Source organism: Streptomyces sp. NPDC007971 (assembly GCF_042958635.1).
In the GTDB taxonomy this organism is placed as follows: domain Bacteria; phylum Actinomycetota; class Actinomycetes; order Streptomycetales; family Streptomycetaceae; genus Streptomyces.
This window is the reverse complement of record NZ_JBIBJK010000020.1, coordinates 163,212-188,058: the sequence shown is the minus strand read 5'-3', so window position 1 is coordinate 188,058 and position 24,847 is coordinate 163,212. Positions and strand designations below refer to the sequence as shown.

Annotated in this window: 21 protein-coding genes and 2 pseudogenes; 13 read left to right on the top strand and 10 right to left on the bottom strand. The window is 71.8% G+C overall.

The window, feature by feature from the left end:
- Window positions 1-53: 53 nt before the first annotated feature.
- Window positions 54-1,529: an MFS transporter gene (locus ACFZCP_RS34710; protein WP_391435605.1), complete on the bottom strand. Its 1,476-nt coding sequence runs from the start codon at window positions 1,527-1,529 to the stop codon at window positions 54-56.
- A gap of 507 nt (window positions 1,530-2,036) precedes the next feature.
- On the opposite strand from ACFZCP_RS34710, the gene ACFZCP_RS34705 reads away from it, so the two are divergent.
- The gene (locus ACFZCP_RS34705) at window positions 2,037-3,629 is read left to right on the top strand and encodes an ISL3 family transposase (protein ID WP_391435656.1); all 1,593 of its coding nucleotides are present in this window, start codon (window positions 2,037-2,039) and stop codon (window positions 3,627-3,629) included.
- A gap of 63 nt (window positions 3,630-3,692) precedes the next feature.
- On the top strand, window positions 3,693-4,205 hold the full coding sequence (locus tag ACFZCP_RS34700; RefSeq protein ID WP_391435596.1) for a hypothetical protein: 513 nt from the start codon (window positions 3,693-3,695) through the stop codon (window positions 4,203-4,205).
- 214 nt (window positions 4,206-4,419) lie between these two features.
- Here ACFZCP_RS34700 and ACFZCP_RS34695 read toward each other — a convergent pair whose 3' ends face one another.
- Window positions 4,420-4,698 (bottom strand): hypothetical protein, encoded by a 279-nt coding sequence (locus tag ACFZCP_RS34695; RefSeq protein WP_391435593.1) that lies wholly within the window; start codon window positions 4,696-4,698, stop codon window positions 4,420-4,422.
- 32 nt (window positions 4,699-4,730) lie between these two features.
- Between ACFZCP_RS34695 and ACFZCP_RS34690 the strand changes: the two are divergent.
- The 3 genes and pseudogenes from ACFZCP_RS34690 to ACFZCP_RS34680 all read left to right on the top strand — a co-directional run.
- Window positions 4,731-5,177, top strand: a pseudogene (locus tag ACFZCP_RS34690) (transposase); the annotation flags it as partial.
- Between the two features lie 97 nt (window positions 5,178-5,274).
- Window positions 5,275-5,403 (top strand): transposase, encoded by a 129-nt coding sequence (locus ACFZCP_RS34685; RefSeq protein ID WP_391435590.1) that lies wholly within the window; start codon window positions 5,275-5,277, stop codon window positions 5,401-5,403.
- A gap of 1,209 nt (window positions 5,404-6,612) precedes the next feature.
- The gene (locus tag ACFZCP_RS34680) at window positions 6,613-8,112 is read left to right on the top strand and encodes an FUSC family protein (protein ID WP_391435653.1); all 1,500 of its coding nucleotides are present in this window, start codon (window positions 6,613-6,615) and stop codon (window positions 8,110-8,112) included.
- Between the two features lie 49 nt (window positions 8,113-8,161).
- Here ACFZCP_RS34680 and ACFZCP_RS34675 read toward each other — a convergent pair whose 3' ends face one another.
- The gene (locus ACFZCP_RS34675) at window positions 8,162-8,626 is read right to left on the bottom strand and encodes a tyrosine-type recombinase/integrase (protein WP_391435586.1); all 465 of its coding nucleotides are present in this window, start codon (window positions 8,624-8,626) and stop codon (window positions 8,162-8,164) included.
- A gap of 369 nt (window positions 8,627-8,995) precedes the next feature.
- Between ACFZCP_RS34675 and ACFZCP_RS34670 the strand changes: the two are divergent.
- Both ACFZCP_RS34670 and ACFZCP_RS34665 read left to right on the top strand, forming a co-directional pair.
- Window positions 8,996-9,679: pseudogene (locus ACFZCP_RS34670) on the top strand (FUSC family protein); the annotation flags it as partial.
- Window positions 9,680-9,731: 52 nt separating this feature from the next.
- Window positions 9,732-10,757, top strand: a complete 1,026-nt coding sequence (locus tag ACFZCP_RS34665) for a beta-propeller fold lactonase family protein (protein ID WP_391435650.1) — start codon at window positions 9,732-9,734, stop codon at window positions 10,755-10,757.
- A 309-nt stretch (window positions 10,758-11,066) separates the two neighbouring features.
- Here the strand turns inward: ACFZCP_RS34665 and ACFZCP_RS34660 are convergent, their stop codons facing one another.
- The 4 genes from ACFZCP_RS34660 to ACFZCP_RS34645 form a co-directional block, all read right to left on the bottom strand.
- Window positions 11,067-11,990 (bottom strand): sirohydrochlorin chelatase, encoded by a 924-nt coding sequence (locus ACFZCP_RS34660; RefSeq protein WP_391435581.1) that lies wholly within the window; start codon window positions 11,988-11,990, stop codon window positions 11,067-11,069.
- A gap of 150 nt (window positions 11,991-12,140) precedes the next feature.
- On the bottom strand, window positions 12,141-13,106 hold the full coding sequence (locus ACFZCP_RS34655) for a BadF/BadG/BcrA/BcrD ATPase family protein (protein ID WP_391435578.1): 966 nt from the start codon (window positions 13,104-13,106) through the stop codon (window positions 12,141-12,143).
- On the bottom strand, window positions 13,103-13,780 hold the full coding sequence (locus tag ACFZCP_RS34650; protein ID WP_391435576.1) for a uracil-DNA glycosylase: 678 nt from the start codon (window positions 13,778-13,780) through the stop codon (window positions 13,103-13,105). The genes ACFZCP_RS34655 and ACFZCP_RS34650 overlap by 4 nt, the downstream gene beginning before the upstream one ends.
- A gap of 201 nt (window positions 13,781-13,981) precedes the next feature.
- A complete protein-coding gene (locus ACFZCP_RS34645; protein WP_391435573.1) occupies window positions 13,982-15,067 on the bottom strand; it encodes a WD40/YVTN/BNR-like repeat-containing protein in 1,086 nt (361 codons plus the stop codon).
- 282 nt (window positions 15,068-15,349) lie between these two features.
- Here ACFZCP_RS34645 and ACFZCP_RS34640 point away from each other — a divergent pair, with 282 nt between their 5' ends.
- Window positions 15,350-15,928, top strand: coding sequence for a hypothetical protein (locus tag ACFZCP_RS34640; RefSeq protein ID WP_391435569.1), 579 nt, complete (start codon window positions 15,350-15,352; stop codon window positions 15,926-15,928).
- Between the two features lie 15 nt (window positions 15,929-15,943).
- Here the strand turns inward: ACFZCP_RS34640 and ACFZCP_RS34635 are convergent, their stop codons facing one another.
- Both ACFZCP_RS34635 and ACFZCP_RS34630 read right to left on the bottom strand, forming a co-directional pair.
- A complete protein-coding gene (locus tag ACFZCP_RS34635; protein ID WP_391435566.1) occupies window positions 15,944-17,917 on the bottom strand; it encodes a HEAT repeat domain-containing protein in 1,974 nt (657 codons plus the stop codon).
- A 144-nt stretch (window positions 17,918-18,061) separates the two neighbouring features.
- Complete coding sequence (locus tag ACFZCP_RS34630; protein ID WP_362685626.1) at window positions 18,062-19,723, bottom strand: acyl-CoA dehydrogenase family protein; 1,662 nt, start codon at window positions 19,721-19,723, stop codon at window positions 18,062-18,064.
- Window positions 19,724-19,795: 72 nt separating this feature from the next.
- On the opposite strand from ACFZCP_RS34630, the gene ACFZCP_RS34625 reads away from it, so the two are divergent.
- From ACFZCP_RS34625 to ACFZCP_RS34610, 4 genes are all read left to right on the top strand, one after another.
- Window positions 19,796-20,545 (top strand): PaaX family transcriptional regulator C-terminal domain-containing protein, encoded by a 750-nt coding sequence (locus tag ACFZCP_RS34625; protein WP_391435560.1) that lies wholly within the window; start codon window positions 19,796-19,798, stop codon window positions 20,543-20,545.
- Window positions 20,546-20,550: 5 nt separating this feature from the next.
- Window positions 20,551-20,985: a DUF6221 family protein gene (locus ACFZCP_RS34620; RefSeq protein WP_391435557.1), complete on the top strand. Its 435-nt coding sequence runs from the start codon at window positions 20,551-20,553 to the stop codon at window positions 20,983-20,985.
- Between the two features lie 501 nt (window positions 20,986-21,486).
- Window positions 21,487-21,669, top strand: coding sequence for a hypothetical protein (locus ACFZCP_RS34615; RefSeq protein WP_391435553.1), 183 nt, complete (start codon window positions 21,487-21,489; stop codon window positions 21,667-21,669).
- 10 nt (window positions 21,670-21,679) lie between these two features.
- Complete coding sequence (locus ACFZCP_RS34610; RefSeq protein ID WP_391435548.1) at window positions 21,680-22,423, top strand: N-acetylmuramoyl-L-alanine amidase; 744 nt, start codon at window positions 21,680-21,682, stop codon at window positions 22,421-22,423.
- A gap of 224 nt (window positions 22,424-22,647) precedes the next feature.
- Here ACFZCP_RS34610 and ACFZCP_RS34605 read toward each other — a convergent pair whose 3' ends face one another.
- Complete coding sequence (locus ACFZCP_RS34605) at window positions 22,648-23,988, bottom strand: FAD-dependent oxidoreductase (protein ID WP_391435544.1); 1,341 nt, start codon at window positions 23,986-23,988, stop codon at window positions 22,648-22,650.
- A gap of 205 nt (window positions 23,989-24,193) precedes the next feature.
- On the opposite strand from ACFZCP_RS34605, the gene ACFZCP_RS34600 reads away from it, so the two are divergent.
- Window positions 24,194-24,727, top strand: coding sequence for a DUF6214 family protein (locus ACFZCP_RS34600; RefSeq protein WP_391435541.1), 534 nt, complete (start codon window positions 24,194-24,196; stop codon window positions 24,725-24,727).
- Window positions 24,728-24,847 lie beyond the last annotated feature (120 nt).

Below are 24,847 nucleotides of genomic sequence, written 5' to 3'. Positions count from 1 at the left end.
GCGGAGGCGGATCAACCCGTTATGGCCACGCCACTCCTGCGGTCCGCGGGCGATCACACGTCGACCGCAACCCCGGTCTCCCCTTGTCGCGCATGCAGGTGGGGCAGGGTGAGCGAGCCGCCCGCGATCGCGAGCATGATCGCGGCCTGGACCGCGAGCGACACCACGAAGGCGGTCCCGACGCCGGTCTTCTCGAGCCCGACGAACAACGTGCCCAGCGTCGCCACCCCGAGCGCCAGGCCGGACTGTTGCACCGTGGTGACCACACCGCCCCCCACCCCCACCAGGTGCTCGGGGACGTCGAGCAGGATCAGCCGGAAGAGGCAGGCGAAGACGAGCGCCTGGCCGGCCCCCGCCAGCACGAGTCCTGGTGCGAACGCCCAGTAGTCGGTGTGCGGCCACGTGGTCACGGTGACCAGGACGAGCGCCAGGAGGCCGAGGGCGACGGCCACCGCGGCGACGGCGACGACGCGGCGGGCGTCGAACCGGGCGATGGCGCGCGGCGCGGCGAGGGACCCGGCGAGGTAGGCGACCGCCAGCGGGAGGACCGCCAGACCCCCGCCGAGCACCCCGCTGTGCAGGCCCGTCTGGACGGTGAGGGCGAACACGAACATGAAGGCGCCGTAGGTGAGCATGAAGGGGAGATGCATCGCGAAGCCGCGCCGCATCGACCGCAGCCGCAGCAGCGAGGGGGGCAGCAGAGGCACCCGCCCGGCCGCCTCGGCGCGGCGTTCGACGACGACCGTCGCCGCCGCGAGCACCGGCACCAGCGCCAGCGCTCCCCAGCTCCACGGGGGCCAACCGATCGTCGGTCCCTCTGCGAGCGGCACCAGCAGGGCCACCAGGGTCCCGGCGAACAAGAGCGTCCCCACCACATCGAGCCCCAGCGGGTGCGGGGAGCGGGACGCCGGGACGAGGCGCCTGGCCGCGATCAGGGCCACCGCACCGATCGGCACGTTGACCAGGAAGATCGGCCGCCATCCGGTGCCCGCGACGTCGGCGGTCACCAGCAGGCCACCGACGAGCTGGCCGACCACGATCGCCGCGCCCGCGGCCGAGCTGTACAGCCCCAGGGCCCGGTGCCGCCGTTCCCCGCTCAGCGTCGCGTGGAGCGTCGCGATCACCTGGGGGACGACCATGCCGGCCGCGACCCCCTGCAGGATCCGCGCCGCGACCAGGACGCCGATCCCGGGAGCCGCCCCGCAGACCAGCGAGGTGAGCACGAAGCCGGACATCCCTGTCAGCAGCATCCGCCGGCGGCCGATCATGTCGCCCAGCCGCCCGCCGAGGACCAGTGTCGCGGCATAGGCCGTCCCGTAGCCGGCGACGACGAGTTCGAGCGCGCCGCCACTCGCCTCCAGTGACGACTGGATCGTGGGAAGCGCGACGTTGACGATGAAGAAGTCGACCTGGGGCAGAAAGACCGCGGTGATCAGCACGGCGAGGCCGGCCCTGGTCAGGCCGGCGGCCGGCTGGGCGGAATCGCCCGCGGTCCGGGCGGTGGCTGTAGGACGGGGGGACGAGGTCATGGCCCCCATGGTTGGCGCCCTCTGCGCGGGCAGCCAGCAACGCTTCATCCTAGGAGTCGCAGTGACCGGCTCGAAGCGGAAGCATCGGTTCGACAGGGCCGACAGACCGGGGCCACATGGCGCATTGCCGCCTCCCCGCCTGAGCGAGCAGCGCCGTGAACACACGCTCCCAGGTGCCGTCGATGCCCCAGTACCTCAGCCTGCTCTGGCATCGCCGATCCGGTTGGAGTGATGAAGCGTCGCTGCGGGGCAGCTGTCGAGTGGCCGAGGTGATTTTGGTGTTCGGGCATGGAGGAGTGCCGGCGCGGTGGTCGGGTTCTCCAGGGGCCTTCGGGTCGCGGCGGGCAAGGGTTTGCTGGCTCTGTTCGCCGAGTTTCGGTTCTGGCTCGCTTTCCGTGAAGCGCGCACGCTGAGTGACGGCTAGCGCTCCGATCGGGCTCCGGGAAGTTGCCTGAAAACGACCAGGGCCGATCTTGATGTGGTCGACAGTGCGGCGTCGTGGAAGAGATGGCGCCCCGCCTGGAGGGCCTGCTGTTACCGTCCATCGCGGACGTTTCGGTGCTGTCGCTGGACGTGAGCCACGAGGCGATACGCATGGACGTCTGCAGTACGGCGGACGGGGCGGCATGCCCGGACTGTGGGAGCGAGTCGACGCGGGTGCACAGCTCTTACCTGCGGTTTCCAGCGGACGTGCCGAGTGGGGGACGTCTGGTGATCCTGCAACTGCGAGTCCGGCGGTTCTTCTGTCGGGAGCCTTCGTGTGCTCGGCGGACGTTCGCTGAGCAGATGCCGGGACTGACCCGGCGGCACAGCAGGTGGACGGAGCGGTTGCGGTCGGCTCTCGCCGCGGTGGGTCTCGCCCTCGCCGGCGGGGCCGGCGCCCGGCTGTTACGGGCCTTCGGGGTGTCCATCAGCCGCAGCGCGGTGTTGCGGCTGCTCGATACATTGCCTGAACCCGAAGTCCCGGCCCCGCGAGTGGTGGGGGTTGATGAGTACGCCACACGCAAAGGACGGGTCTACGGCACCGTGCTCGTCGACGTCGAAACCCGCCGGCCGGTGGATCTGCTGCCCGACCGAGAGGCGTCCAGCCTGGCCGCATGGCTGGCGAAGCGACCCGGGATCGAGATCGTCTGCCGGGACCGCGCGCCGTTCTTCGCGGAAGGCGCCACAGCCGGCGCACCACAGGCAACGCAGGTCGCCGACCGCTGGCATTTGTGGCACAACCTCGGCCAGGCCGCAGAGCGGGCTGTCGCCCGCCACCGCCAGTGCCTTCGCGTCCTGGTCCCCGATCGCGAGGCGAAGGCCGAACCACCGGGGCTGCCCGAGGAGAAGGCGGACTCTCCATGGCGGAGCGAGCGGTTCGCCAACCGCGTCCGAGCGCGGCACGCCACGGTCCACGCGCTGCTGGAAGCTGGCCACAGCCGCCGTTCCATCGGGCGTCAGCTCCAGATGACCCACCGCACCGTCAAGAGCCTCGCCGACGCTGCGAAGCCGGAGGACCTCTTTCGCGGCCAGTGGCAGCACAACCGGATCTCCGTCCTCGACGAGTACAAGCCCTACCTGGACGAACGTTGGGACGAGGGCTGCACCAACGCCTGGAAGCTCTGGGAGGAGATCGTTCCCTTGGGCTATCGAGGCAGCTACGGCCGGGTCAGCGCCTACTTGCGAGGGAAGCGCACCTCGCCACGGCCGGTCACCGCACAACCGCCGGCACCCCGCGTGGTGACGAGATGGATCCTCAGCCGACCCGAGACGCTGACCGAGACCGAACAGCTCCGGCTCAAGGCCGCCCTTGCCAACTGCCCTGAACCTGACGCCCTGACCGGTCACGTCCGGTCCTTCGCCCAGCTGCTCACCGAGCGGCAGGGGGAACGACTCCCGCAGTGGCTCGACGCCGTCCGCCAGGACGACCTTCCCAGCCTCCACACTCTCGCGGCCGGCATCGACCGAGACCGCGATGCCGTCATCGCCGGACTGACCCTGCCCTGGAACTCCGGCGTCGTCGAAGGACACGTCAACAGGATCAAGATGCTCAAGCGCCAGATGTTCGGCCGAGCCGGTTTCAACCTGCTACGCAAGCGCGTATTGCTGGCCACCTGATCAACCACCCGGCTCTCGGTGATAGGACTTCCCTCTACGGAAAGATGATGAGAAGGCGACAGCGTGGACGCAGTAGTAGCGATCAGCCTGATCCGCATGGCCGCTGCAGACTTGGCCATGGAACCCTGGCAGCGCCCCTCGGATGCTTACCTGGTCCACTTGGGCCTAGACGCCCTGATGGCCGACATCGAGGCTCCCTCGCTTCCCCCGCTGGCTGGCCTCGCGCGTGGTGAGTATCCCCAGGCCCGCGAGCTGTTCGACCTTGTGCTGGAAGAGTTGGGTCTGCTGCCGCTGACCTCGGAAGATCTTGCCAAGGCGCGATGGTCCGCGGCCCAGTGGTGGGCCAGTCAGATCGTGGCGTGCCAACTCGATCCCGTGCACGGAGCGAAGCTGATCTATGAGGAAGCTGCAGCCGAACTCGACTACCCCGACGCGCTGCAACCCATCGTTGATCTGGCGAGAGCGCTCGACCTGCCGAACGATCAACCTCCGGACCAGCAGCACATTCGCGACCGGGTCACCTCCGCGGCGCGAGACCTTCTCGCCACAGAAGCGCACCAGAACCACAGCCCTTGAGCTACGTCGCATGACCCACCGTGACCGGTTCACGGAAAGCGAGCCAGAACCGAAACTCGCGAACAAAGTCAGTTTGCCGTTTCTCGCGGTGTTTCATCCGCGAATGTGCAATGGGTGTAAAGGTCAGGATCCGTCGGCGCTTCCACCGCCCAGCGTTTCGGGACCGCAGTGAATGCCCTCGGGCGCCCCGGTTGAGTTGGTTCTCAGCGGAGGCTTACTGCCCGGCGTCGACCAGTTCCTTGTCACTGATTGCAGCGTCGAACAGCGCTGCGGCTGCCGCGCGGGCGGTCGTCGCCGCGGACTTGTCGCGGTCCATATGGACCCAGACCCCGGCGCCGTCGTACAGAAGGTGCAACTGCCGCGCCAGGCCCTCGGCGTCGGTGACGCCGGCCTCCCGCGCCAGATCCGTGTACATGGTCCGCACCCACAGCCGGTACCGGTCCGCAGCGCACTCGACGGGGCTGCCGTGCCGCGCCTCCGCGCTGGCCGTCATGTGCGCACAGCCGTTGAAGTCGGGTTCGGTGAACAGCTGCCGCCCGCATCGTCGACCACGTCGGGCCGTTGCTGGTCCTCAAGCAGCGGCAGCGCTTCCGCGCCGGCACCGTGCTCATCGTAGACGGCACACTCGTGCCCACCCGCGACCACAGCGCCGCCGAGCAGTCCAAGAATTACGGGTATTCCACCAACCACCAAGTGGTCATCGACGCAGACACACGGCTGGTCGTTGTGGTCGGCCGGCCGGTGCCTGGGAACCGCAACGACTACAAGGCGTGGGCTGAGTCCGGCGCGAATGCCGCCGTCGGGAAGACCACCACGATCGCCGACGGCGGTTACCCGGGCACTGGACTGGTCATTCCGCACCGCTGTCCCGTCGGCGGCGAGCTGTGCGACTGGAAGCGAGAGCACAACCGCTCCCACAGGCAGGTCCGGGCCCGTGTCGAGCACGCGTTCGCGCGCATGAAGATTTGGAAGACCCGGACAGCGCCGTCACGCTCCTGATCACCATGGGAGACAACCCGAGCGGCTGAAAACCGAGGCGTCCATCGCCGCTTTGTGCGGGGTGAGCCCCGTGGAGTACTCCTCGGGCCGTCGGACCTCACGTCGGCTCAACCATGGCGGCGACTGCCAGGCAAACGCCGCCCTGCACCGGATCGTGTTCACCCGGCTGCGCGTCGACCCCCGCACCCAGGCGTACTGAGCGCCGCACTCAGGAGGGCAAGACCCGGCTGCCAGTTAGCCACCGAGCCTGGGGCCCAAACGGTGGGGCAGGTCAACCCTGTCACCCGAACCTGCATCAGACCCCAGTGCTGCCCGGACGCAGCGCCACGAACGGCCCTTGGTGCAGCAACTCCCTTGCAGTCCGTGGCCAACCCACGCTGATCCCTCCAAGACCGGACCGCAACGATCAGTCGCTGAAGCCACACCGGCCCGGGCGCGGCTCTTCCACCCTGACGCGAGGTGCCGGCCACGACGACCGTAGGCCGTCTGGCCGTCGTGGTCGATCTCGGCTGTGGGTGTGGCTGGGAGTCCCAATCCCAAGTGGATCTTCTGCTGCTCAAGCCACTTAAGGACCTCGGTCCTTTTGTGTGGAACCTTTGCATTTCGACCTTTACCGAGTTTGTAGCTCTTTAGTCCCATTTTTGCCGCTTCCCGGTAGACCCAGCTTGCCGACATGTTCAGCATCGCTGCGAGCTCATTGGTATCCATGAGGACGGGCTCCACTCGGTGGGCCCTTCGAGGGGGGTTGGGCGAAGGCTGGATGCCATCAGGAGGTGTATTCGCGGCGTCGAGCATCGGAGTCCTTCAGGCGGGTATCGGTCAACATCTTCCGCAGTGCGCTACTGCCACGTATCGCACACGGGCGACCCCTATGTTCCGGAGCATCCCCGGTTTCCATAACCGGGGATTCGCTGCCATATACGGTCGGTTCGCCAGCAGGTCTGGTGTCCATGGCGGTCGGTTCACGGGCGCTGGGCAGATCGGCTCGCCGTGAGCCGGAATCGGGTACGTCTTCACAATCGTCGGGGAGCCGGCCAAGTGAGGTGCGGCGGAAGTCGCCGTGAGATCGCAGATGGGCGTGGCGCGTGGCTACCAGAGTCCCGTGGGGTAGGCCAGGTGTTACCCAGGGCCTGGGTGAAGTCTGATCCATTGGCCTCCCGGCGGTCGACATCGAGACGGGCCAGCTGTGCCATTGGTGCAGTCAACGGTGCGACAGTTGAGCCAATGGGTAGGGCGGTGGTTACCTTTGTCCCATCCATGTACTTGTGGCGCCGCGTAGCGCCGGACGGTGACGAAGCCGATTCCGGACCGCGGTGCCTTCGTCGTGCCTGCTTGTTGTCCGCCACCCGGGACGACCGTCGGCAGGACGCGTACCACCATGAGGGGGCGGCGCACCGCCGTGAAAAGGATGTTCGTGGCTCCGGACCCGGGGCGCTTGAGGCTGCGGAACGCGACCCGTGCTGTCATCGGTGTCGCCGCCGCCGTCGCCGTTTCCGAACTCTGCGGGCTATCGCTCACCGCATCGATCACCGGAGGGCTCGCGGCACTTCTCGCCCTCTTCACGGTCACCGATGCGACCGTCCGTGGCCAACGGCTCACCACCGCCCTGCTTCCTATCGCCGGATTCCCCGTGCTGGCGCTTGCCACCACACTGCACGGCATCGCCCCGGCCCGTGACGCCGCGTTCCTGGCCGTCGTCTTCTGTGGGGTCTATGCCCGCCGCTGGGGCCCGCGGGGCCACGCGCTCGGGATCTTCGCGTTCATGAACTTCTTCATCCCGCAGTTCCTGCACGCAGTTCCCGTTCAGCTGCCCGAGCTGTACGCCGCCATGAGCCTTGCCCTCTTCGCGGCCGGTGCCATGCGCTTCGTGCTCTGGCCCATCGAGCGTTACACCCCACCCGCGGCAGCCCCGCCGGCCTTGCCCGGCAGCGGATTGGCGCGGCCCACCACCCGGCAAGCCTTCCAGGCCACCGCTGCCTCGACTCTCGCGCTTCTGGTCGGGCAGCTGCTCTCCGAAGAGCGCTGGTACTGGGCCGTCGGTACTGTCTGGTGGATCTTCGTCAACACGGCTTCTCGCGGCGAAACCCTGGTCCGCGGTTTCCGCCGGGTCTTGGGAACTGTGATCGGTATCGCCGTCGGCCTGCTGGTCGCCATCCCGCTGCATGGCGCGCCCGCGCCGACGGCCGCCCTCGTTGCCGTCTGTGTCTTCGGCATCTTCTACACCGCCGCCGTCTCGTATTCCTGGATGATGCTGGCAGTGACGGTTATGGTCAGCCTGCTCTACGGCTTGCTGGGCGTGCTGGACCTCAGCCTGCTCGGGCTCCGTCTTGCAGAGACCGGTGTGGGCGCGCTGTGTGCTGCGCTGGCCGTGGCCCTCGTCCTGCCGGTCACCACGCACGCCACGAACGATGCCTGGATCCGGCGGGCACTGCACTGTGTCCAAGCGGCCACCGCCGAAGCGACCGCTCGTCTCGCCGGAGACCCGAAGGGCGACCCCGGCCCGCACGCCGCCGAACTGGAACTGCTGCTCGGCCGGGTGCGGATGGCACTCGCTCCGTTGATGCACCCTTTGACTCCCTTTCGTGCTCGGAAATCCCGTGCCCGCCAGGTCATTGAGCTGCTCGACGACTGCGCCCGCGAAGTGCGGGGTCTGGTGTCCGTTGCCGCCGATCCCGTCGCGTCGCACGACGCCCGTCTGGCCGCCGCCTGCTGGCGCGTCGAGGCGGCGGTGGATGCACTCACTGTCAGCGACCTGGGGCGCAGACGAGTGGCGTCCGCTAGCGGCGGGCTGTCCCGGCAGGACGAGACGGAGTCGGCCCTCGTGCATCTGCATGGCTTGGAGAAGGCTCTGTCGGAGCTGGCGACGCCGCTTGGGGTGTCTTCGCGCCCTCCCCTTGTCCGTTCCTGAACGGGAGGAAGAGCGTCGACCCACGGTCCGGCGCTCTCTGCCGGACGGCTCACAGCCGCTCGTTGAGGATCTTGGTTGCTCTCGTGATAGAGCCCGGCACGAGGTGCCGGTAGATCCGGTAGGTGACCTCGATTGATTTGTGTCCCATCCACTCCGCGACATCAGTGATGGGAATGCCGTGGGTAAGGCAGTTCGATGCGAAATAGTGGCGGAGGGAGTACATCGTGTACTTGACCTCTACACCGGCCCGTTCGAGACACCTGTCCCATCGCCACCGCAAGGTCTGTTTCCCGTAGAAGTAATGCTGCATGTGCTGGTTGCCGGAGCCATTTCCTTGAAGAAGGTTCCCATGCCGCGGGTGAGGGTTTTGGTGGCCATTGCTTGATTTCTTCAGGGTGGGGTCGATCTGCTTTGAGGGGAGGGGCTGAGCTGAATCGGGAAGGTGCAGATGGGCAGTCAGGTCCGGTTCAAAGGCGTTCCATTGGCGAAGAAGGCTGCAGGGGACAATGGTCATGGTCCGGGGAATCCCTGATTTCCGTAACCGGGGATCGCGTGGTACGCGTGACCGCTGTCCTGGGCACAGACCTGTTGGGAGTCGGCTGCTGCCCATGCGAGCTGTCGGCTCAGGCGGGGCAGCTTGGGGAGTAGGGCTGGTTGTCGAGGAGGTTGTGCCACCGCAGCGAAGGCGAACCGTCAGCAGCTGGGATGGACCCGTCGAGATGTGACATGGCTTCGCTACGTCACGGATAGCGCACCGGCCTTCAAGCGCGATCGAAGTGGCGACGACTCCTGCCGTCGGCGCGTGGCATGCTGATGCTGACTCTTTGCTGACCCCCTCTCGGCCGGCAGCCTCTTGACCTGCGAGAACCGCTGCACCACAGCGTTCATGATGCTCTGGGTGACCCTGCTCGCCGAGCTTCTCTACGGCCTGCTCGGGGTCCTCGGCCCCGGTCTGCTCGCCCTGCGTCTCACCGAGACCGCCGTCGGCGCCCTCGGCGCGGTGCTCGCCGTGCTGTTCGTGTTGCCCGTCACCACCCCACGCCACCACCGACGCCTGGATCCAGCGCGCCCTGCGCTGCGTGCACGACTGCACGGCCGAGGCCGCCGCACGTCTGGCCGGCGTGGCCGGTGCCGATCCCGCGCCGCGTGTGGCCGAGCTGGAACAGCTGCTCGGCCGGGTCCGGCTCTCGGTCGCCCCGCTGGTCCACCCGCTGAACCCGATGCTCGGCCGCAAGCGGCGCGCCCGCCGGTGCTCGCCCTTCTCGACGACTGCGCCCGCGAGGTCCGCGGCCTGGTGGCCGTCGCCGCCGACCCCGAGGCCTCCCACGACGCCTGGCTCGCCGCCGCCTGCCGGCGGGTGGAGGCTGCGGTCGAGGCGCTCACCGAGGGCGGCTCGGACCACGTGCACCTGCCCGGCGAGCCCCCGGCCGAACCCGCTCTCGCCCACCTCCACGGCCTGGAACGGGCCCTCGCCGACCTTGCCGAGCCCCTGCGGGATCGCCGCTGGTGGGAGCCTGACGGGAGCCGACGCACCACGCCCCCTTCCTCCATTTGGTCTAGACCTTGAGTGATCGGCTGCTACCGTCGGCACTGGCTCCGACGGAGAGGGGACAGTGGTGGTGGCAGACGGCCGGCGGCACAGGGCGTTCATCGGGTCGTTCACGGCGGCGGGCGGCCCCGGACTGGTCACCGCCGAGGTTCACGAGGGCACCGGCGCCCTGATCCTCACCGGCGGTCTCGGCACCGTGCCCGATCCCTCTTACCTGGCCCTGTCGCCCGGCGGCGACATTCTCTACGCGGTCAGCGAGACGGCCGACGGCGCCGTCGCCGCGTTCCGCGTCGGTGACAAGCCGGAACCCGCCGGGCCGCCCGTGCGCGTCGACGGCAGCGGGCCCACCCACCTCAGTGTGTACGCCGGTCACGTCCTGACCGCCAACTACGGCTCCGGCAGCGTCACCGCCGTGCCGCTGCTCCCGGACGGCACCCTGGCCGCCGCACCCTCGGGACTGCTCCAGCACACCGGCTCCGGCCCGCACGACCGGCGCCAGCGCGGCCCGCACCCCCACCAGGTGCAGCCCGACCCCAGTGGCCGATGGGCGCTCAGCGTCGACCTCGGCACCGACTCGGTCCGGGTGTGCACCCTGGCGGGCGGGGCCCCCGCCGTGCACCGCGAGATCGCGCTGCGCCCCGGCTCGGGGCCGCGCCACCTGGCCTTCCATCCGGCCGGCGAGCACGCCTACGTGGTCAACGAACTCACCCCGACCGTCACCGTCTGCCGCTGGGACGCCGGAGCCGGTTCCCTGAAGCCGCTCACCGAGGTCCCGGTCCTGCCGGGCGCCCCCGCCGGTGACGCCCACCCGTCGGGCATCGTCGTCTCGCCCGACGGCCGCTTCGTGTGGACCGCGACCCGCGGCGAGGACGTCCTGTCCGTCTTCGCGGTCCAGGCGGACGCGCTCCGGCTGACCGCCACGGTGCCGTGCGGAGGACACTGGCCGCGCGCCCTGGCCGGGCACGCAGGCTTCCTGTACTCGGCCAACGAGCGCTCGGGCGACGTGACCTGGTTCGCGGTCGACGACAGGACCGGACTGCCCCGCTACGACGGCTCCGTCGAGGTCGCCGCGGCCTCCTGCGTCGTCTTCGGCTGAGGCGGCCCGCCGGACCCCGTGCCCCGGCCGAATCGGCCTGCCCGCCCGGTGTACCGGCCGAGGCGGTGTGCCCGCCGCACCCGACCTGGGGCATCCTGCCCACGCCGTACTCCGGCCCAGGCGGCCCGTCCCGCCCGTACCCCGGCCCCCGGTCGAGGCGGCCCGCTCCCTACGTGCGCCGCCTCGGCCCGCCCCGTACATCGGTCGAGGCGGGCCGCTCCGTACGTGGGCCGAAGTGGCCTGCATACGTCGCAGGGCCCGCTCCGATGACCGGAGCGGGCCCTGCGACGTTGCGGGTGCGGTGCCGCGTCAGCGGACGGGCGTGCCCTGCGCCTGCTGCGGGGCGATGCCCAGCGCGGTCGTGTACTTGGCGAGGGCGAGCTTGCCGATCGCCGGGTAGGCGCCGAGCGGCTCCGCCGTGGCGCAGCCCGCCTCCTCGGCGGCCGCTGCCAGCAGCCCCGGGTCGATCTCCGGGCCGATCAGGTACGGCGCCAGGGCCAGCTGCTGCGAGCCCGAGGAGCGCAGCTGGTCGGCGACGGAGGAGATCGAGCCCTCCTGGTCCAGGGCCGCGGCCATCACCGGCACGGCCAGGCGCGCGGCGAGCAGCATGCCCGTGATGCCGGCCGCCTGCACGGCCTCCTCGCCGCCCACCGAGGCCAGGACGATGCCGTCCGCGGCGGTGGCCACGGTGAACAGACGGGCACGGTCGGCGCGGGCCAGACCGGCCTCGGACAGACGCACGTGCAGCGCCTCGGCGAGCAGCGGGTGCGGGCCGAGGGCATCGGTCAGTTCGGCGGCGACCCGGCTGTCCATCACGGACTGGCGGACCTGGCGCAGCAGGGCGCTGTCCGGACCGGCCAGCAGTGGGACGACGACGGCGACCGGGCCGTCGGGCTCCTTGACCTCAAGACCCGCGGCGACGGCCTGCTCGTAGCGGGCGGTGCGCTGCTCGGCCGCGCGCGACAGCACCAGCCTCAGGCTCGGGAACTCGGCATCGTCCCCGTCCACGTACCCGATCCGGGCGTCCAGACCGGGCAGCTCGGAGCGGGCGATGCTCACGACCTCCTCGGCGAGGCTGCGCGAGGCGGCGCTGGGCGCGCCGGGCACCGCGAGGACGAGCGCGGGCGCGCCCTCGGGAGCCACCAGCGGCTCCGGTCGACGGTGCCGTCCGGGCTGGCGGGGTCGCGGCATTCGTACTGGCAGGCCGGACGCGGGTCCAGTGGGGGAGCTCATGGCGCCGCATGTTACTGGTTTCCTGGGCTCCTCTGTTCGGGGAGGGTGCAGGTGAGCGGTTTCCGTCCGCTTTTGTCTGATGAGTTACGCCCCTTTGGCACATGTTCCGGGCACGTGCCGGACACATGGTCCGTGCAAGGATCAATCCCCTTATGTGATGACCACGCAGAGCAGGTGCGATTCACCCGGAAGAGTGAGGTTCCCCGTCGCCAGCTCGGTCGCGATCCGTACACAGCCGTGCAACGGGTCCCCCTCGGCCGCAACCTGCCGTGCATGCGGCAGCTGCTCGGCCAACTCCTCACGCAGCGGGACGAGCAGTGGGTCGCCCATCCGGACGAGGCCGCCGGTGAGCGCCACTTCGGGTTCCCCGGCCGACGGGCACACGGCCGCGGCGGACTCGGCGATGCTCCGGGCCGCCGCGCGCAGGATCCGGGCGGCGACCGGGTCACGCGGGGCGCAGGCGGCCACCTGTGGTGCGAAGGACGCCAGCATCGCGGGGCGGTCGGTGCGCGGGTAGAGCCGGGCGGGCAGGCCCCGCACCGGGCCGAACTGCTTCTCGGCGCACGCCAGCAGATCGGCGGAGCCGCCGTCCCGGCCGTCGTGGGCGCGCAGGGCCGCCTCCAGCCCGGCCCGCCCGATCCAGGCGCCGCCGCCGCAGTCGCCCAGCAGATGGCCCCAGCCGTCCGCCCGCCGCCATCCGGTCAGGTCCGTGCCGATGGCGATCAGGCCGGTGCCAGCGGCGACGACGGCGCCCGGGCGGAGCCCGAGGGCGCCGACATAGGCCGTGACGGCGTCGGCGGCGAGCGCCACCTTCCGGACCCCCAGTTCCCGGGCGAGCGCGCCCGGCAGTTCGGCGCGCAGACCGTCACCCAGGCTGGCGAACCCGGCTGCGCCGACGACCGCCGTGCCCGGCTCGCCCATCCCGGCCTCCGCCGTCAACGCGCGGGCCAGGGGTACGAGTTGTGCCATCAGATGGCCGGGGTCGATTCCTCGCTCCCCGGTGCGTACCGGCTCCCCGGACTCGCCCCTGGCCGACGGCGGCTGCCCCGGAACACCGACGGCGACCCGGAGGCCGGAGCCTCCGGAGTCCACGGCCAGGTACCCGGGAAGGGTCACGGCAGGCGCCAGTCCACCGGCTGCCCGCCCTGCTGGATCAGCAGGTCGTTGGCCTGGCTGAACGGGCGCGAGCCGAAGAAGCCGCGGTCGGCCGACATGGGCGAGGGGTGCGGGGCCTCCACCGCCGGCAGGTTGCCCAGCAGTGGCCGCAGATTGCGGGCGTCCCGGCCCCACAGGACGGACACCAGCGGCCTGCCGCGGGCGGCCAGGGCCCGGATCGCCTGCTCGGTGACCTCTTCCCAGCCCTTGCCGCGATGGGCGGCGGGGCTGCGCGGCGCCGTGGTCAGCGCCCTGTTGAGCAGCAGGACACCCTGCTGCGTCCACGGGGTGAGGTCGCCGGTGGACGGCTGGGGCAGCCCCAGGTCGGTGTTCAGCTCCCGGAAGATGTTGATCAGGCTCGGCGGCAGCGGGCGCACCTCGGGCGCGACCGAGAACGACAGGCCGACCGCGTGCCCCGGTGTCGGATACGGGTCCTGACCGACGATCAGGACGCGCACCTCGTCGAAGGGCTGCTGGAAGGCGCGCAGGACGTTCGGTCCCGCGGGGAGGTAGGTGCGTCCCGCGGCGATCTCCGAGCGCAGGAAGTCGCCCATCGAGGCGATCCGTCCGGCGACGGGTTCCAGGGCCTTCGCCCAGCCCGCTTCAACGATTTCATGCAAGGGTCGTGGTGCCACGGGCGTCACCCTACTGCCGTACACCGGTCGGCGATCAAGCTGCGACCGGCACCCGACCGAGGTTGACCGGACCGGCTTGGCGCGGCATGGCGGAGTCGGCTGGTCTGTCCTGGCACGGCGGCGTCGGCAGGTCTCCGTGGTGATGTGGCGTGGCGTGGCGTGGAGTGGTGGCATCGGCCGGTCCGCAGTGGCCCGGCCGCGTCAGCCGGTCACCGCGGCCCGCACGCACAGGACGTCCGGCAGATGCGACGCCAGTTGCTCCCAGCTGTCGCCGTCGTCGGCGGAGGCGAACACCTCGCCGTTGCGGTTGCCGAAGTACACCCCGGCCGGGTCCGCGTCGTCCGTGCACAGTGCGTCGCGCAGCACGGTGCCGTAGTGGTCCTCCGTGGGCAGTCCCCGGGACAGCGGCTCCCAGCTCTGGCCCGCGTCGGTCGTGCGGTAGACCCGGCAGCGGTGGTCGGCCGGCACCCGGTCGGCGTCGGCGTTGATCGGGAAGACGTACGCCGTGTCGCCGCGGTGCGGATGGGCGGCCACCGTGAAACCGAACGTCGACGGCAGGCCCGCGCCGATGTCCGTCCAGTGCGCGCCCGCGTCGTCGCTGCGGTAGACGCCCCAGTGGTTCTGCAGATACAGGCGGTCCGGGTCGGCCGCGTCCCTGGCGACCTTGTGCACGCACTGGCCGAACTCCGGGTTCGGATCCGGCAGGAACACCGCGGAGACACCGGAGTTGGACGGCGCCCAGCTCGCCCCGCCGTCCGTGGTGCGGAACACCCCGGCCGTGGAGACGGCCACGGTCACCGCCCGTGGGTCGCGGGCGTCGGTGAGCACCGTGTGCAGTCCCTCACCGCCGCCGCCGGGCACCCACCGGGAGCGGGTCGGGTGCTCCCACAGGGGGCGCACCAGGTCGAAGCTCTCCCCGCGGTCCTGCGAGCGGTACAGCGCGGCCGGTTCCGTGCCCGCGTACACCACGTCCGGCTCGGCGGCGGCCGGATGCAGCTGCCACACCCGCTCCAGGGAAGCACCGGTTTCCTTGGGGAACTTGACGGCAGGCCGGGCCGGTTCCGTCCAGCTGCGGCCGAGGTCGTCGGAGTGGAACACCGACGGGCCCCAGTGCGCGCTGTCGCCGCCCGCGAGCAGCCGCGGTGTGCCGCTCCTGGTGTCGATGGCGACGGAGTAGACGGCCTGCGCGTTGAAATACGGACTGCCGTCGAACTCCCAGGCGCCACCGCGCCGGCGCCCGATGAACAGGCCCTTGCGGGTGCCCACGGCGAGTAGGACTTCGGCCATGCCGATCACCTCCGGGACGTCTTTGTCCAGGTAGTCGTCAGATACCGGCCAGTCTGCACCCAGCCACTGACAACCACCCCAGGTATGCGTGTCACCGCAGGTCACAGCCGTGCCATCGGCCTGTCGCGGAGATCGGCCGGGTCCGTTGCGGCATGTGCCTGCGCAAGAGGGGTGTCCCGTGCGACCGTCGACGAGAACGGCTCGTCGTGAGCAACGGGGCGGCCCTGCCCGTATGGGAGGTCGGTCCGGCCTGTCGGTGCGCTCGTGAGGAGGATGCCTTTGATGGCGTTCCGTGGTCCCAAGGTGTGGCTGTGGCGCTGGCGGCGCAATCCGCTCAGGCGCCGCGCCGATGTGGTGGAGGCCTGGGTGGTGCTGGCCGCCTGGCTGCTGACCGTCGTGGCCGGGGTGCTCGCCGGTCTTGCCGCCGCCCGGTCGGTGGAACACGGACTGGCCAGGGAACGCGCCGACTGGCACCCCGCCGTCGCCCGCGTCGTCGCCCAGGCTCCCGGAAGGCCCGCCGCCCCGGGCGTCGGCGGCGAGCGGGTCTGGGCCGAGGTGCGCTGGACGGTGGCCGACGGGTCGGCGCGCACCGGCCAGGCCCGGGTCGCCCCGGGCAGCAAGGCCGGTACACCGGTCACCGTCTGGACCGACTCGCACGGACACCTGGTCACCCGCCCCACGACCGCCTCCGAGGCCGCCTTCCGCGCGACCTTGATCGGCGGCCTGGTGGGCGCGTGCGCCGCGACCGTCCCCTTCGTCGGCGGACTCGTCCTGCGGGGACGTCTGGAGCGCCGCCGCATGGACCGCTGGGACGCGGAGTGGGCCCGACTGGGGCCCCAGTGGGGCCGGATGACCGGCTGAGCCCTGCCCGGGCGCCTACAGCCCCGCCAGCACCTCCCGGCACGAGCCGAGCAACGCCTCGTCCCGCGCGATGTCCTGGCCGGCGTACGCGCCCCTGCGGGCCGTATGACGCCGGGGTGCGGCCAGTTCCGCCGTCACCAGGTCCCGCAGGGGTGACGCCGCCGGGCCCAGGGCGGCAAGGCACCGGGCGATCGGACCGCGTGTGCGGGGGCTCTGCGACCAGGCGGCCCGGAACACCGGCAGCACGGGCTGCGGGTCCCCGCCGATGTGCCACAGCGCGCACGCGGCCGACGTCCGCTGCCGGACCGGCCCCGCACCGGCCGCCCGGCGCAGCTCGGGCAGGGCCGTGCGGGCGGCCGGGCCCAGCCTGCCCAGCTGCCGGGCGGCCAGGCGGCGGACCTCCGGCTCCCCATGGGTCAACTCCCGCAGGAGTACCGGCAGGACGGCCCGGGCGTCGCCGTCCGCCGACCACAGCGCGCCCGCCGCCACGGCCGCGTGCCGGGTGTGCAGCAGGCTCCGCAGGACCGGCACCGCCTGCGCGGCCGCCCCGAGCGCGTCCAGTGCCTGAACGGCCCGTGCGGTGAGGGCGCCCCGCGCCCCGAGTCGGTCCGGCGCACCGGACAGCAGGCGCAGGATCTCCGGTGCCGCATCGCTGTCTCCGGCGGCCTTCAAGGCGCACAGGAGCGGGGCGGCCAGCGTGTCGACGGCGGGGGAGTCCAGCGGGATCCGGCCCAGCCGGAACCGCAGCGCGGGGGCCAGGGGAGCCGCGGCGGGGCCCAGATGGGCGATCTCGAACCCCAGGCCGGCAGGCACGACCGCACCCGCCAGGACCTGGGCCAGAAAAGGGAGCGCTCGCGGATCGCCGGTCCTGGTCAGGGCCTTGAGCGGGCCGCCCAGGGTGGGGGAGCCGCGTTCCCAGCGGTGCGTCCACAGATCGGGCCGGGCGGCCACCAGGGCATGCAGGTCGTCCGCGGCGGGAGCGGCCAGGCCGGACAGCTCCGCCAGGACCGAGACCGCGGCGTCCCGTAATCGCTCGTGATCTGTGTCCAGTTGGGCGCCCACCAGCGCCACGGGCCGGGCGCAGTCGGTGCGCCAACCGCGGAACAGCGTCGCCGCCATCCACACCGCGTTGCACCGGTCCATCGGGTCCGGACTGGTCAATTGCCCGGTGAGCAGCACGGTCCGGTCGGCGGCCCGGTCACCGAGCGCGGTGTGCAGGGTGCGCAGCAGCTGGGCGCCCTCCTCGTCCGAGGGGCGCAGCCGCCGGATCCGCCGCACGAGGGTGTCCGTGCCGTCGTGGTCCGGGACGCGGGGGCGGTGCGCGGACCTGTCCCGCAGCAGCCGGACGGCGGCAGGTACCAGGTCGGCGGGGAGCCGGTCGGGGGCGGCGAGCGCGAGCTGGCCGAGTGCGGCCAGCCGCAGCCCCGGTCCGTTCGGTGGGGCACTCTGGGCGGTCAGGACGTCCAGCGCGGCGGTGTGCGCCGGATGGCGGCGGGCGAACAGACCGACGGCCTGTATGAGCGCGAGCAGGACCCGGTCCTCCCGCTCGGCCGGAATCCGCCGCCTCAGAAGGTCCAGGACACGAGCCGGACCGTCGACGAACCGCACGACCGCCCCGGGGGCCGCCCGGCGCACCCGCGCGTCCGGATCCCCGAGGAGGACCACGAACACCTCGCCGTGCGCACGCACCGCCTCACGCGCACGTGCGTCGCTGCTCTCCGCACCGATGCTGACCAGCAGGTCCACGATGCAGACCCGGTCCGGCACCGTCTCGCGGGCCGCGAGCGAGCACAGGAAGGGAACGCAGGCCAGCGTCGAGTCGTACACGTTTCCCTCGTGGTGCACCGTGCCGTACAGGCCGTCGAGCGCGCCCTGCCGCTCGCAGACGTCCTCGGAGGCCAGTGACCGCAGCCGTCCGGGCACGTCCTCCGCGCTGCCGTGCGCGTGCCGCAGCGCGGCCCAGTCGACCTCGTCGATCCCCGTGAACACGTTGTCCTCCCCAGGCCGGTGCCAGCTGATCGCGAGTGTGCACCACGGCACTGACAACGGTCCGGAACCGGGCGCTGACTGTGTGCGATCCGTCGGCTGTCACCGGCCACGGGAGCGGATGTGTTTCCGGGGCCCGGGAAGGGATCAGTTCCGGTCGGGCAGGGCCCGCTCCAGGATCGCGTCGAGGCCGGCTCCGGCGGGCAGTGTGCCGAACGCGTGGCCCCAGTCGCCGCCCAGCCGGGTCGCGCAGAACGCGTCCGCGACCGGGTGCGGGGCATACCGGACCAGCAGGGAGGCCTGCAGGGCGAGGGCCATCCGTTCGACCAGCCTGCGGGCGCCCACCTGGTCGGTTTCGGCCAGCTGCTGCCTGAGCGAGACCACGGCCGCGTCCAGGCGGGCGTCCGCCCCGCCCGCGAGGGCGAGTTCGCCGAACAGGGCCTCGGCGGTGTCCGGCTCCCGGCCGAGGGCGCGCAGCACGTCGAGCGCGTTGACGTTCCCGGAGCCCTCCCAGATGGACAGCAGGGGAGCCTCCCGGTAGTGGCGGGGCATGCCGGAGTCCTCGACGTACCCGTTGCCGCCCAGGCACTCCAGGGCCTCCGCGGTGAACGCCGGGCCCCGCTTGGTGACCCAGTACTTGCCGACGGCGGTGGCGATCCGCCTGAAGGCCCGCTCCCCGGCGTCCCCGCGCACCGCCCGGTCCGCCGCCCCGGCCAGCCGCAGCGTGAGCGTCGTCGCCGCCTCCGACTCCAGTGCCAGGTCGGCCAGGACGTTGCGCATCAGCGGCTGGTCGATCAGCCGGGCGCCGAACGCGCTGCGGTGGCGCGCGTGGTGGCCCGCCTCGACGAGCGACTTGCGCATCAGGGTCGCCGAGGACATCACGCAGTCCAGACGGGTGCAGTTGACCATCTCGATGATCGTCTTGACCCCGCGGCCCTCCGGCCCGACCAGCCATGCCACCGTCCGGTCGAACTCGGGCTCCGAGGAGGCGTTGGAGCGGTTGCCGAGCTTGTCCTTCAGGCGCTGGACGCGGAAGGTGTTGCGGCTGCCGTCCGGCAGGATGCGCGGCACCAGGAAGCAGGACAGGCCCCCCGGTGCCTGCGCCAGCACCAGGAACACGTCGCACATGGGTGCCGATGTGAACCACTTGTGCCCGCGCAGCGTGTACACGCCGGGCTCGTCGGTGGGGGTTGCGGTGGTGGTGTTCGTCCGGACGTCGGAGCCGCCCTGCTTCTCCGTCATGCCCATCCCCGCGAGCAGGCCGGGCTTCTCGGCGGGCACCCGCAGGCCGGGCTCGTAGACGCGGCTGGTGAGCAGCGGCTCGTAGACCTTGGCCAGATCCGGCTGGGCGCGCAGCGCGGGAACCGCGGCGTACGTCATCGACGTCGGGCAGCCGTGCCCGGCCTCGGTGTGGCCCCACACCAGCCCGCCCGCGGTGCGGGCCACATGGGCGCCGGGCCGGTCGTCCGCCCACGGCGCGCCGGCCAGGCCCTCGGCGACAGCCGTCCGCATCAGGTGGTGCCAGCTGGGGTGGAAGTCGACCTCGTCGATCCGGTGGCCGTAGCGGTCGTGGGTGCGCAGCTCCGGCTCGTGCCGGTTCGCCTGCTCGCCCCACTCCTGGGCCTCCTCGCTGCCCGCGCGCAGCCCCAGCCGCCGGACGTCGTCCTCGGCCCAGCCGGCGCCCTCCCGGCGCAGCCCTTCGAGCAGGGCACGGTCCTCGGAGGCGTCGTAGGGGGCCAGGGGCGGGGCCTGGTTGGTGACGTCGTGCGTGGCGGACTGCGGCGGCGACTGCGCGGGAATCGAGACCATACGGTCATGTTGCACTCTTCTTGCGGTTGTAGCAATAGTGCAACACCTGGAGCGCACGTACAGTACGTGCCCATGCGCATGAACGTGTCGGCCGAGCCGGATGAAGCGGTTCTGCGGCCCCTGTCCGCGCGGTCGGTCGTGCTGAGCCTGCTGCTGGGCGTGCACCCGCCCGAGCTGCCGGTCAAGGACCTGGTCCGGCTGGTGGAGCCGTTCGGCGTCGGCGGCTCCACGCTCCGGGCCGCGCTGAGCCGAATGGTGGCCGCGGGCGACCTCAGGCGCACGGACGCCGTCTACCGGCTCAGCGACCGGCTGCTGGCCCGCCAGCGCCGCCAGGACGACGCACTGCAGCCACGTACGCGCGCGTGGCGCGGCGACTGGGAGATGGTGGTGATCACGGCGACGGGCCGCGGCCCCGCCGAACGCGCCGAGCTGCGCTCCCGGTTGGCCGCCCTGCGCCTGGCCGAACTCCGCGAGGGCGTGTGGCTGCGGCCGGCCAGCCTCGGCCGGTCGCTGCCCGGCGACCTCGCGCGCGTGGCCCTGTCGTACACCGCGCGACCCGACGGCCCCCCACGGGACCTGGTCGCCCGCCTGTGGCCGCTGGAGGCCTGGGCGGACACCGCGCGGAGCCTCCTCGACCGCGCGGCGCACGCCCGGGGCCCGGCCGACCGTCTCACCGCCTTCGCCGCGGTCGTACGCCATCTGCTCACCGACCCCGTGCTGCCCCCCGAACTGCTGCCCGCGGACTGGCCGGGGGAGACCCTGCGGACCGCCTACGCCGGATACCGGCAGGAGCTGGCCGCCTCGGTCGGACGTCCGGAGTGACGGCCGTGAGCGGCCACGAAGCGCTGGTGCGGTTCCTGCGGGCTCGCCTCCAGGAGGACGCGCAGGTGGCCCGGGACGCGATCGACGGCGCCCCGGGCGCGGTCTGGGGCGTGATCGCGGACGACATCGAGCAGGTGCTCACCTCCCGGGCCGGCCGCACCACGCACACCCCTCTGGTGCAGTTCGGCGCCGACGACCCGGTGAAGCTGCTCACGCACGTGGCGCGGCACGATCCGGCTCGGGTGCTGCGCGACGTCGACGCCAGGCGGGCACTGCTGGACGAGCACGGGGCACGGCACGGCCGGTGCCGCACGTGCACCGGGCGCCGGCTGACGACCGGACTCCGCTCGCCGTGCGCCACGCTGCGCCTGCTGGCCCTGCCGTTCGCCGGTCATCCCGACTACGACGCGTCCTGGTGCGATCGGCCGCTGAGCCGGTGAGTCGCTGAGCCGGTGGGTCGGTGGGTCGGTGGGTCGGTGAGTCGCTGGGCCGGTGAGCCCGGAGAGCGTCGGGACGTCCTCCGTGGTCCCTGCGGTTCACATCCTCCCGCTCGTAGAGCGCGTTGTCGGCCACCTCGTCCTGGTGCACGAGCGGGAATGCCGCCGCATGAGATGCGCGGTGAAATCGAGCGCCTGACGGAGCGCTACGGCATCATGGAAGGGAGAGTCGAAAAGAACGCCAGTCAGGCCTCCACCACGCAGGACCAGCCGATACGCAAGTACTCCGCCGGCCGCGGGTGCCTGATCTCCGGTCACCACACGAACAGCAACCAGTGGGACCCCGGACTTCGGCGTGGCTTCCATGGCGAACCTTCGAAGGGTGACGGGACGGCGACAACCTGATCCGTCCTCCCTCGCAGGCTCGGCCCGAGTTCCTGCGCGCGCTCAGCGAGCAGCTCTGCTCGTGGTTCCCGGAGAAGCAGGGGCCTGACGGACACGGTCGTGGCGCCGTGGTCCGCGGAGTTCCGCTGCCGCGCACCCATGGCGCCGGACCTCTCCGGCCGGCCTGCGCAGACCTCGCAGTGCACGAGCGAGTGCGACCGGGCCGGACGGATGGTCATGGACCTTTACTTCGCCCTGCAGGAGCAGGGCCCCGGCGCCCGGAACGGCGTCATGAGCCGGTGAAGGAGCAGACGTGGCAACTCCGCTGACCGCCGATCGACTGGTCGCGGCCCTCAGGGCCGAAGGCCTGGTCGTGCACGAGGTGCGCGACTGGCGCCACCACAACCGCAACGCCAAAGGGGCCTGGGGCCCGGTGAACGGTGTGATGCTCCATCACACCGTCACCTCCGGCACGCCCTTCTCCGTGGACCTCTGCTACGACGGCCACCCAGGCCTTCCCGGCCCGCTCTGCCATGGGGTCATCGACAAGAAGGGCGAGGTCTGGATGGTCGGCAACGGCCGGGCCAACCACGCCGGAGGCGGGGACCCCAAGGTCTTGGCCGCGGTGGTCGCCGAGGACTTCGGCGACAGACCCCCGCCGACCCACGAGCACGAGGGCTCTGCGGGGTCCGTTGACGGCAATGCGCACTTCTACGGCTTCGAATGCGTCAACCTCGGGGACGGTGAGGATCCGTGGCCGGCCGTCCAGGTCGCTTCCATGGCCAAGGCCGCTGCCGCCCTCTGCCGCGCTCACCAGTGGAGCGCGAAGAGCGTGATCGGCCATCTGGAGTGGTCCGACGAGAAGTCGGACCCGAAGGGCGTTCCCGTGGCCATGCCCGACATGCGGGCCAAGGTCGCGGCCCGCCTCAAGGGGCAGCCGGGAGCCTCCGCGGTTCCGGCTCCGCCGAAGCGTGCCCTCGTACCGGACGCCGCTCTTGAGAAGCGCATGGCCGCCTTGGAGAAGCGCCTCACCGCCCTGGAATCAAGGGTGACGTGACCACTGTGCCGTTGGTTCGCAGGAGGTGATCCGGGCAGGCGTCCGGCAGCTCAGGCACCCGGCTTGGGACGCGGCGGCGGTCATCGGACCTGCCGCGATGCCGATCAGTACGTGCCGATGAGTACGTGCCGATGAGTACGGTGCCGATGAGTACGGTGCCGATGAGTACGGTGCCGATGAGTACGGTGCCGATCAGTGCGGTGCCGATCAGTGCGGCGGCCCGGCTACGCGGACCGGGCCGCCCCCATCAGCGCGTCCCAGTCGTCCAGTTTGACCACGCCCCGGCCGAGTTGGGCGCCGAGGGCGGCCTCGGCCCGTTCGATGGCCAGCCAGCCCGTCCACGGCACCGGTTCGATGCCCGCGGCCCGCAACGCGGCGAGCGGGTCCTCGGGCACCTCCTCGCGGGCGAGCGCGGGTGCGTCGGCGAGCAGGGAGGTCGCGGTCTCCTTGGCGCACGGCCGGTTGGTGCCGATGACGCCCGTCGGACCCCGTTTGATCCAGCCGGAGACGTACTCGCCCGGGGAGGCGACGCCGTCACGCAGGACACGGCCCTCCTGGTGCGGGACGGTGCCGCTCGCCTCGTCGAACGGCAGCCCCTCCAGCGGCACTCCGCGATAGCCCACCGAGCGCAGCACCAGCTGGGCCGGCAGGTCCTCGTACCGGCCGGTGCCCGTCACCCCGCCCTGCCCGTCCGGTGCCGTCCGCTCGAAGCGCACGGCACCCACGCGGCCGCCGTCCGCGAGCAGTTCCACGGGCCGCAGGAAGAACCGCAGCCTTATCGTGCGCGCCGTCCGCCGGGGCGGTCCGTCCGCCCAGCCGCGCAGCGCCTCCACGTTGCGGCGCTGCACGGCGGGCAGTGCGGAGGGGTCGGCGTATTCCGGGTCGAGCGCCAGCTCGCCCGGATCGACGCTCACTTCGGTGTCGGGTAGGGCGCCCAGCTCCCGCAGCTCCTTGGTGGTGAAGCGGGCCTGCGAAGGGCCGCGCCTGCCGACCATGTGGACCTCGGCGACCCCGCTCGCCGCCAGCACGTCCAGCGCCGCCTGCGGCATGTCCGTCGGGCGCAGCTCCCCCGCGCCCCGCACCAGCATCCGTGTGACGTCCACGGCCACGTTGCCCACGCCGATGACCACCGCCGACCGCACTCCGCGGACGAACCCCGCGTCGCCCGCGTCCGGATGCGCGCTGTACCAGGACACGAACTCGGTCGCCGACCAGCTGCCCGGCAGCTCCTCGCCGGGGATCCCCAGGTGGCGGTCGGCGGCGGCGCCGACGCAGTAGACGACCGCGTGGTACAGCGTCCGCAGCCGTGCCACCGGCAGTCCGCCGGGGCCGCCCACCAGGACACCGCCGAGGAAGCGCACCCGGTCGTGCTCCAGCACCGTGCGCAGGCTGCCCTGCAGGGACTTGATCTTCTCGTGGTCCGGGGCGACGCCGTAGCGCACCAGCCCGTAGGGGCAGGGCAGCCGGTCCAGCACGTCCACCCGTACCTCGGGATCCTGCCGGACCAGGGTCTGGGCGGTGTAACACCCGCTCGGTCCGGAGCCCACGACGGCGACACGCAGCACGGCGGTGCTCCTTGCTCGAAGGATTCGAAGGAGAAAGGTGTGCGGACGGCTCCAGCATGTCACCGCCCGGCCCACACCGGCAGGGGCCGGGGGGGTGACCCGGACGCGTGTCCGCCCGAATGGAATGTGATCATGAGGTTACGTTCCGTGTGTGCTAGAAGCATCCTTTCTTAATCTTTCCGATCGGCGTGTCCAGGACGGCACCGTGTCCGTGCGGCCCGCCTGGAAGGTGCAGGGGCACGGCGGCGTCTCGTCCTGGGTCCACGTCCGCCTGGCCTTCCCCGACGGGGCACGCGTCGACGCCATGGCCGTGGTGACCGGGGGAGATGTGTCCGTCGAGGACGTCAAGGCGCAGCCCGCACTGTCCCTCACCGATCTGACCGTGCTCGCCGACTGGATCGAGGATCCGCTGCTGGAGGCGTGCGGGGCGGCGGCCGAGGCGTCGCACGAGGGCTCGGGCGAGGGCTCCGGCCAGGGCTCGGGCCAGGGGGCCGACGCAGGAGGCCGGGCGCCGTGGGACGCGGAACACGCGGGAGGGCGGCGCGCCCGCCCCGCCTGGCCGCGCGGCATCGAGGGGTGCCGACTGGCCGCCCGGGAGTACCGCGCGGCCCAGGAGGAGGGCGTCGACCCGGTGCTCGCGGTGATGTGCGCGACCGGGCACAGCCGCCGGCGCTCCCTCTGGCTGATCGCGCAGGCGCGGGACGCCGGTTTCCTGGCGCCTCGCCACGCCAAGCGGTGAACGGGCCGGCGGTGAAAGGGACGGCGGCGAAGAGGTGGGCCGTGACCGGGTCGGCGGCGAAGGGGCGGGCCGCGAGCGGGCCGGCGGTGAACGGGCTCGGCGGTGGACGGGCCGGCGGTG